Source organism: Rummeliibacillus pycnus (assembly GCF_050459865.1).
Taxonomy (GTDB): domain Bacteria; phylum Bacillota; class Bacilli; order Bacillales_A; family Planococcaceae; genus Rummeliibacillus; species Rummeliibacillus pycnus_B.
This window is the reverse complement of record NZ_JBCMNM010000043.1, coordinates 43,846-49,845: the sequence shown is the minus strand read 5'-3', so window position 1 is coordinate 49,845 and position 6,000 is coordinate 43,846. Positions and strand designations below refer to the sequence as shown.

Genomic DNA, 6,000 nt, shown 5'->3' with positions numbered 1-6,000 from the left:
CGCTAATTCCACTTCAACAAATATAGCAATACAAGATTTTCATAATAAATTTCCATCTATTTTTACTTTTTCAGTGCCTTCCTGCAATGCTTTCAGCTCAAGCTTTTCCCGTAGGAGTATGAATGCACCTCACTTAAATAACATCGCACGATGGAAATTCGAATGCATTTTCGAGGGCTAGCCACCTTCCGCTTAAAAGACAATGTTCTAATAGATATGGCATAAAACAAGGCCCATTTATTGTTCGTATTTTTAACAAATAGTTGAATTATGAAATTGATTCAATTGTAAATTGGTTCTTTTCTCTTGAGCTAACTGCTTCTGCAGAAAGAAACTTATGAACTCTTCTGCTGACAGTTAAACCATTTTCAATTGCACCATCTATAAAACCAGCCCAACCATTTGCAAATGTTGTACCTCCCAAGAAGACAGTGTTTTCAGGTGTGTTCCATTCCTCATGGTAAGATGTTAATTGATTTGGTTTCAGCATTGGCCAAGTCTCTCTGGAAAATTCATCGTTCACCCAATCATGTCCCGTACTTTCAACAACTTCAATGTCAGGAATCCAATACTTTAATGCACGCTCAACAGCATCCTTGTCGTTCGGATCGAGTATTGCTGCACTTGGTCCGAAACCAACAACTATACTGTCCCCATCTATCATGCGGTCTAGATGAACAGAATTTAATAGATAATTTCCCGGTGCTAGGGCATCGAATGGTTCTAATTCTCCTTTCACTCTGGCCCAAACTTTTACACCCTTAGCTGTCTGACCTTCTTTTGATGCAGCCTGTTTTTCAAGAGACAGTGCTGGCTCGAATACAATATCTTGCAAAGTCGTAAGCGGAACCGTTACGATCACTGCTTTTCCAGTGAAGCAAGTGCCACTATCTGTGATAACATTAACAGTATCTTTTTGATGCTCAATCTTTTTTACAATAGTAGAAAGCTCTAAATCAGCATTAGCATCTGCTGAAATTGCCTCAATTAGCGCTGATGTTCCCTCTTTTAAACGGTAAGTCGATATCATGGCACTTTGGGTCTCCCAGTGTCCTTGTGAAAAAGCCCACCAACGGAGTATTTGTGTAGCAGCTCCTTCTTCAGGTGCGCCACAAAAATCTGAAGCAACCCAGCCATGAATAATATCATATTCTTCTTTTGTTAAATCAAAAGTTTTGATAAATTGATCAGCTGTGATACCATCTAACTCTCTAAACTTATCAGATTGTAAAGGTTGAAAAGGAAGTGGTAAATATTCATTTCCCTCTTTTAATAATTTTTCAAATGCCTTTCTAAGCTTATTCTTAAAATCGCTAGCAGGAGCTGAAAATGATTTACCGTCTGCTATCCAGTATACCTTTTGCGTATCAGGTCCTGTTGTAAGCTCCAACCCATATCGTGTTATTTCCGTCCAGACATGAGGTTGATGCCAATGAACGTAAGTGCCACCCATTTCAAGTCGAGTCCCTAAGCGGTTATCTACCCATGTTCTTCCCCCAATACGATCACGTGCTTCTATAACAAGAACCTTATGTCCTAACATACTAAGCTCCCTAGCAGCTGTTATTCCCGAAAACCCGCCTCCAACAATAATTACATCATAATTAATATTTTTCAATTTATTATTTCCTCCCTACTTTTTTCTTCAACTACTGATAACTCTGTATCTATCGGCAATTTAATATTTCTTCGATTAAACACGATATAATAATATAAATAGCAAGCAGCAATGAATCCTAATCCCCAAAATAGTGAGTTACGTTGTGTTTTGTCATAAGCAGTGAATGCAAAGATAAATAAGCACATAGCAATACAAAGAATAGGTACAAATGGGTAAAGTTTAACTCTATATACTAGATCCTCAACTTTTCCTCCATTTCTTACATATTGTCTACGGAAACCGATTTGAGAAGCGGCAATTGTTAACCAAGTTAGCGTACCGCCAATACCACTTACTGACAGTAAAACGACGAATAATGTATCTTTTGCTACGATACTTGTTAGCAAAGAAATCAAAGCAAATCCTAGTGTTATCAATAATGCATTTGATGGTACACCCTGTTTATTTAATTTACCTAAAACTTTGGGCGCCATTCCACTTTGAGCTAGCGAAAACATTACCCTTGTACAGGCAAATAATCCGGTATTTCCAACTGAAAGGATAGCAGTTAATATGACGAAGTTCATAATATCTGCAGCATATGGTATTCCTACCATATCAAAAACTGTAACAAATGGACTTTCAAGTACACTAGCCTCTTTATAAGGAAGAATAGCAGATAAAACAAAAATAGCTAAAATATAAAATATTAAAATCCTGAAAACCAATGTTCGAATAGCTCTTGGAATACTCTTTTCTGGTTCTTCTGTCTCCCCAGCTGCAACCCCCATAATCTCTGAACCTTGGAAAGCAAAGACAACCGTCATCATTGAGATGAATACCCCTGAGATCCCCTCAGGCAACAAACCATTTCCAAAGAAATTAGAAAAATATGGAGTAGGTTGATTTTTTAGATCAATTAAGCCAAAAACCGCCGAAAGACCTACAATAATAAAAATGATTACGGCAACAACTTTTATTCCTGCAAACCAATATTCTGTTTCAGCAAAGAATTTCGTCGTCAGTGAATTAATAGTAGTTAATAATATCACAAAGAAAACACACCAAATCCATGTAGGTACATCAGGAAACCATCTATCCATTAATAATCCAGCGGCTAAAAATTCGAGTCCAACAGTTAAAGCCCAGCTTAACCAATAAACCCATCCAACAACAAAACCAGTGGCTGGACCAATAAACTTTGTCGCATGAGCTTGAAACGAGCCTGAAACTGGCATTACAACAGATAATTCGCCTAAACATACCATCGCCAAATACATTAGTAAACCACCTACTAAATATGCCAAAATGATCCCTGTTGGACCTGCCTCACCTATCGCATACCCAGAACCTAAAAATAGACCAGTTCCTATGATGCCTCCCAAAGAAATCATAAATAAATGTCTGCTTTTCATCTTCCGCTCTAATTGTCGCTGTTTATCTTTACTATTTTCCATCATAATTCACCATCCTTCTGAAGAAATTTTTAAAGATTCAACGTAAGCGTTTACATTTTGAGTCATACATAAGATATTCAGTGATACATTTTGCTATTTGGCTATTTCGAATTTGATACCGGTAGTGGGAGTACTGCTTCTAAATCCTTTTGTAAAAGTAAATGAAATTGATGGACTAAATTTTCTGTTGGTGAAAATCTTCCTTGTTTATAAGCACCCGTTTCAATTCCTTGTTGGACTACTTCACAAATATCAAGATCCTCTTTTCTAACTAGATCATCCATTGCTAATAATTCTTTCTCCTCTTCTGACACCTCATCATTTAAAAAGAAGGTGGTATAAATATACTTTGTTGTTTTATGGTCAATCGGGATAGATTGATGGATAGAAAGATTTCCCGGTCCAGGATCAAATGAAAACCAAGTATTTGGATACAACCAATAATATCTCCCACCTTCGCCTAACCCAAAATCGCTTGTCTTTCCTCTTAGTGGTGTTCCCTGATATGAATAATTATCATACATTGCTATGTCGTATAGCTTCATATCAAGCTTAGAAACAAGGGTTTTATGAACGAGAGAACAATGATCACATTCAAGATAGTTGTCAATTCCAATCTTCCAATTGGATTTACAAATCGTTTCCTTTACCCGGATTCTCTTAAGATCCCCCAGATTATATTTTTTCACGTGTTGGAATAAGTCAGGAAATTGGGTAGTCATAGATGGTGCCTCAGGATCTAAATTAATAAAAACAAAAGATTGAACTACTTCAAGTTGAATATTCTTAAGACAAAAATCTTGATAATCAAAGTTCTCACAATCTTTCATATTTGGTGCTTTAAGAAGAGATCCATCTGTACGATATGTCCAACCATGATATGGACAAGTAAAAACTGCCTTATTTCCTTCACCTTCAACAAGCTTTGCTGCTCTATGGGAACATACATTATAGAAAGCACGAAGTTTACCATCTTTTCCGTAATTAACAACAATCGGACGACCTGCTACTTCTGTTGTAATATAATCCCCTGGCTTCGTAAATTGGCTAATATGGCCAACATACTGCCATGTTTTGCAAAAGATTTCTCTCTTCTCGACTTCTAGAACTTCAGGTTTTGTATAGAGCCAAGACGGTAGCGTATAAGCTTCACTAATTTTCTCACTTACTCTAACTTCTATTTGGTCCAAATAGATTTCCCCCCTTAGATTTTATTCGCAATAATTTTGGTATTGGAAATAAGTTAATCTTATATTAAAAATATTCAGAATTGTATGTGTAAAACATCCAAAAATAAAACTCTTTCATCGTGATTTTTTGTTATTTTTTACTACACTAGTATAATTTACCCAGATAAACAAAATTAATAGCAATTTTATCAACTGTTCCAATTTTACATATAATTGTTTTTTGCATTATAATTAAGGTGATTATTTTTGAATATTCAGATTATAATAATAGAAATAACCTTATTTTATAAGACATATAATGGGTTGAATATTTATTACATTTTTTTATCTTACATTTTTTGAAGTATTGATATTATGAAAGGAATGGGATTTTGTATGAAAATACTTGAATATAATGCACAGAAAATTGTAGAAAAGGCTAGTGAAATCCTAAAATTCCCTATTAGTATTACAGACAATGAGGGAATCATTATTGGTTCTACTGATAAAAGTCGAATAGGTATTTTTCATAAGCCCTCCTTAGAAGTCATTAAGAAAAATGAAATAGTAGATTGTAAGAATGAGGTTGAGAAGAAAATCCTTCCAGGAGTTTCTGCTCCAATCAAGTTTAATAATAAAGTGATCGGGGTTCTTGGAATCGTTGGTTCTCCTCGAGAGGTCGAAAAATATGTACAACTTGTCAAAAATCAAGTAGAAATGTTGTGCCAAGAAGCCTTCCGAAATGAAATGTTAGAGCTTAAGGAAAAAATGGTAGAAATGTTTGTTCATCAATTAATCAATTATAACGAAAAAGAAACAACCGAAACCGATCATATTCATCAATATGCAAATCTTCTAGAATTTAATTTACAGAAAGATAGAGTTTGCCTAGTTATCAAGATTAATCGTTTTTCACAAAGTTTGTCGTCCCAAAAAGTCAATGACGAATTTTTGGGTACATTCCAGTATTTCCAAAAAGATGTTTTAGGATTTTTGCATTTGATTTTCCATGAATGTAAAGATGATATTATCTCATCCTTAGATTTTGAGCGTTTTATTGTCATTAAATCTCTCCCTTATAAACAATCATACTCATCATTAATTGCGAGTTTAGATGAAAATCTCAAGAAGTTAAATACTTTTGTAGAAAAGAAATATCCTGCTAGTGTCTTTATATCTGTGGGGGATAAAAATAAAGGAATCAATGGTATTATTGAATCCTATAATAATGCCATTAAAGCTATGAACTTAGGAGTGAGCTTTGAAGAAAGTGATGGAATCTATGTTTACAAAGAACTTGAAACTTTGTTATGGCTCCTTCCAAAAGAGTTGAATCCTGCATACGAGGAAAAGTTATTACGAAGTATTACATCCTTAATTGAGCATGATAATTATGAAGTATTATCTTCTACTTTTATCGAATTCTGTAAATGCAATATGAATTTAAGTGTCGCATCCCGTAATCTCTTTATTCATCGAAACACAATTATTTATAGATTAGAAAAAATTAGAGAAATCACATCACTAAATACAAATAGTTTTGAACATTGTATGCTATTATTTACTGCTATTCAGTGTTTTGAAGAATCCAAGCAAAGAAGAGGCTAATATCGAGGAATTGTAAAATGTTTAAACAGAAGTAGATATATTGTGAAATTTTATTTTTCAATTTATGATGAAGTGGAATCAGCGAAAATTGTAGCTGATTCCACTTCAGGCTATAGCCTATCTATATTTAAAAATCAGAAATAAATCAGTTTTTTAGAAGTTTCCT

4 protein-coding genes are annotated in these 6,000 nt (G+C 34.4%); 1 reads left to right on the top strand and 3 read right to left on the bottom strand.

Translation table 11 applies throughout. The features are described from left to right. Positions 1 to 268: 268 nt before the first annotated feature. The 3 genes from ABE048_RS10810 to ABE048_RS10800 form a co-directional block, all read right to left on the bottom strand. Positions 269 to 1,618, bottom strand: a complete 1,350-nt coding sequence (locus tag ABE048_RS10810; protein WP_430311286.1) for a flavin monoamine oxidase family protein — start codon at positions 1,616 to 1,618, stop codon at positions 269 to 271. Further along, a complete protein-coding gene (locus tag ABE048_RS10805; RefSeq protein WP_430311287.1) occupies positions 1,615 to 3,057 on the bottom strand; it encodes an amino acid permease in 1,443 nt (480 codons plus the stop codon). The genes ABE048_RS10810 and ABE048_RS10805 overlap by 4 nt, the downstream gene beginning before the upstream one ends. A gap of 101 nt (positions 3,058 to 3,158) precedes the next feature. After that, complete coding sequence (locus tag ABE048_RS10800; protein ID WP_430311285.1) at positions 3,159 to 4,247, bottom strand: aromatic ring-hydroxylating oxygenase subunit alpha; 1,089 nt, start codon at positions 4,245 to 4,247, stop codon at positions 3,159 to 3,161. A 375-nt stretch (positions 4,248 to 4,622) separates the two neighbouring features. Between ABE048_RS10800 and ABE048_RS10795 the strand changes: the two genes are divergently transcribed. Further along, the gene (locus ABE048_RS10795; RefSeq protein ID WP_430311284.1) at positions 4,623 to 5,834 is read left to right on the top strand and encodes a CdaR family transcriptional regulator; all 1,212 of its coding nucleotides are present in this window, start codon (positions 4,623 to 4,625) and stop codon (positions 5,832 to 5,834) included. The last annotated feature ends 166 nt before the right edge of the window (positions 5,835 to 6,000 follow it).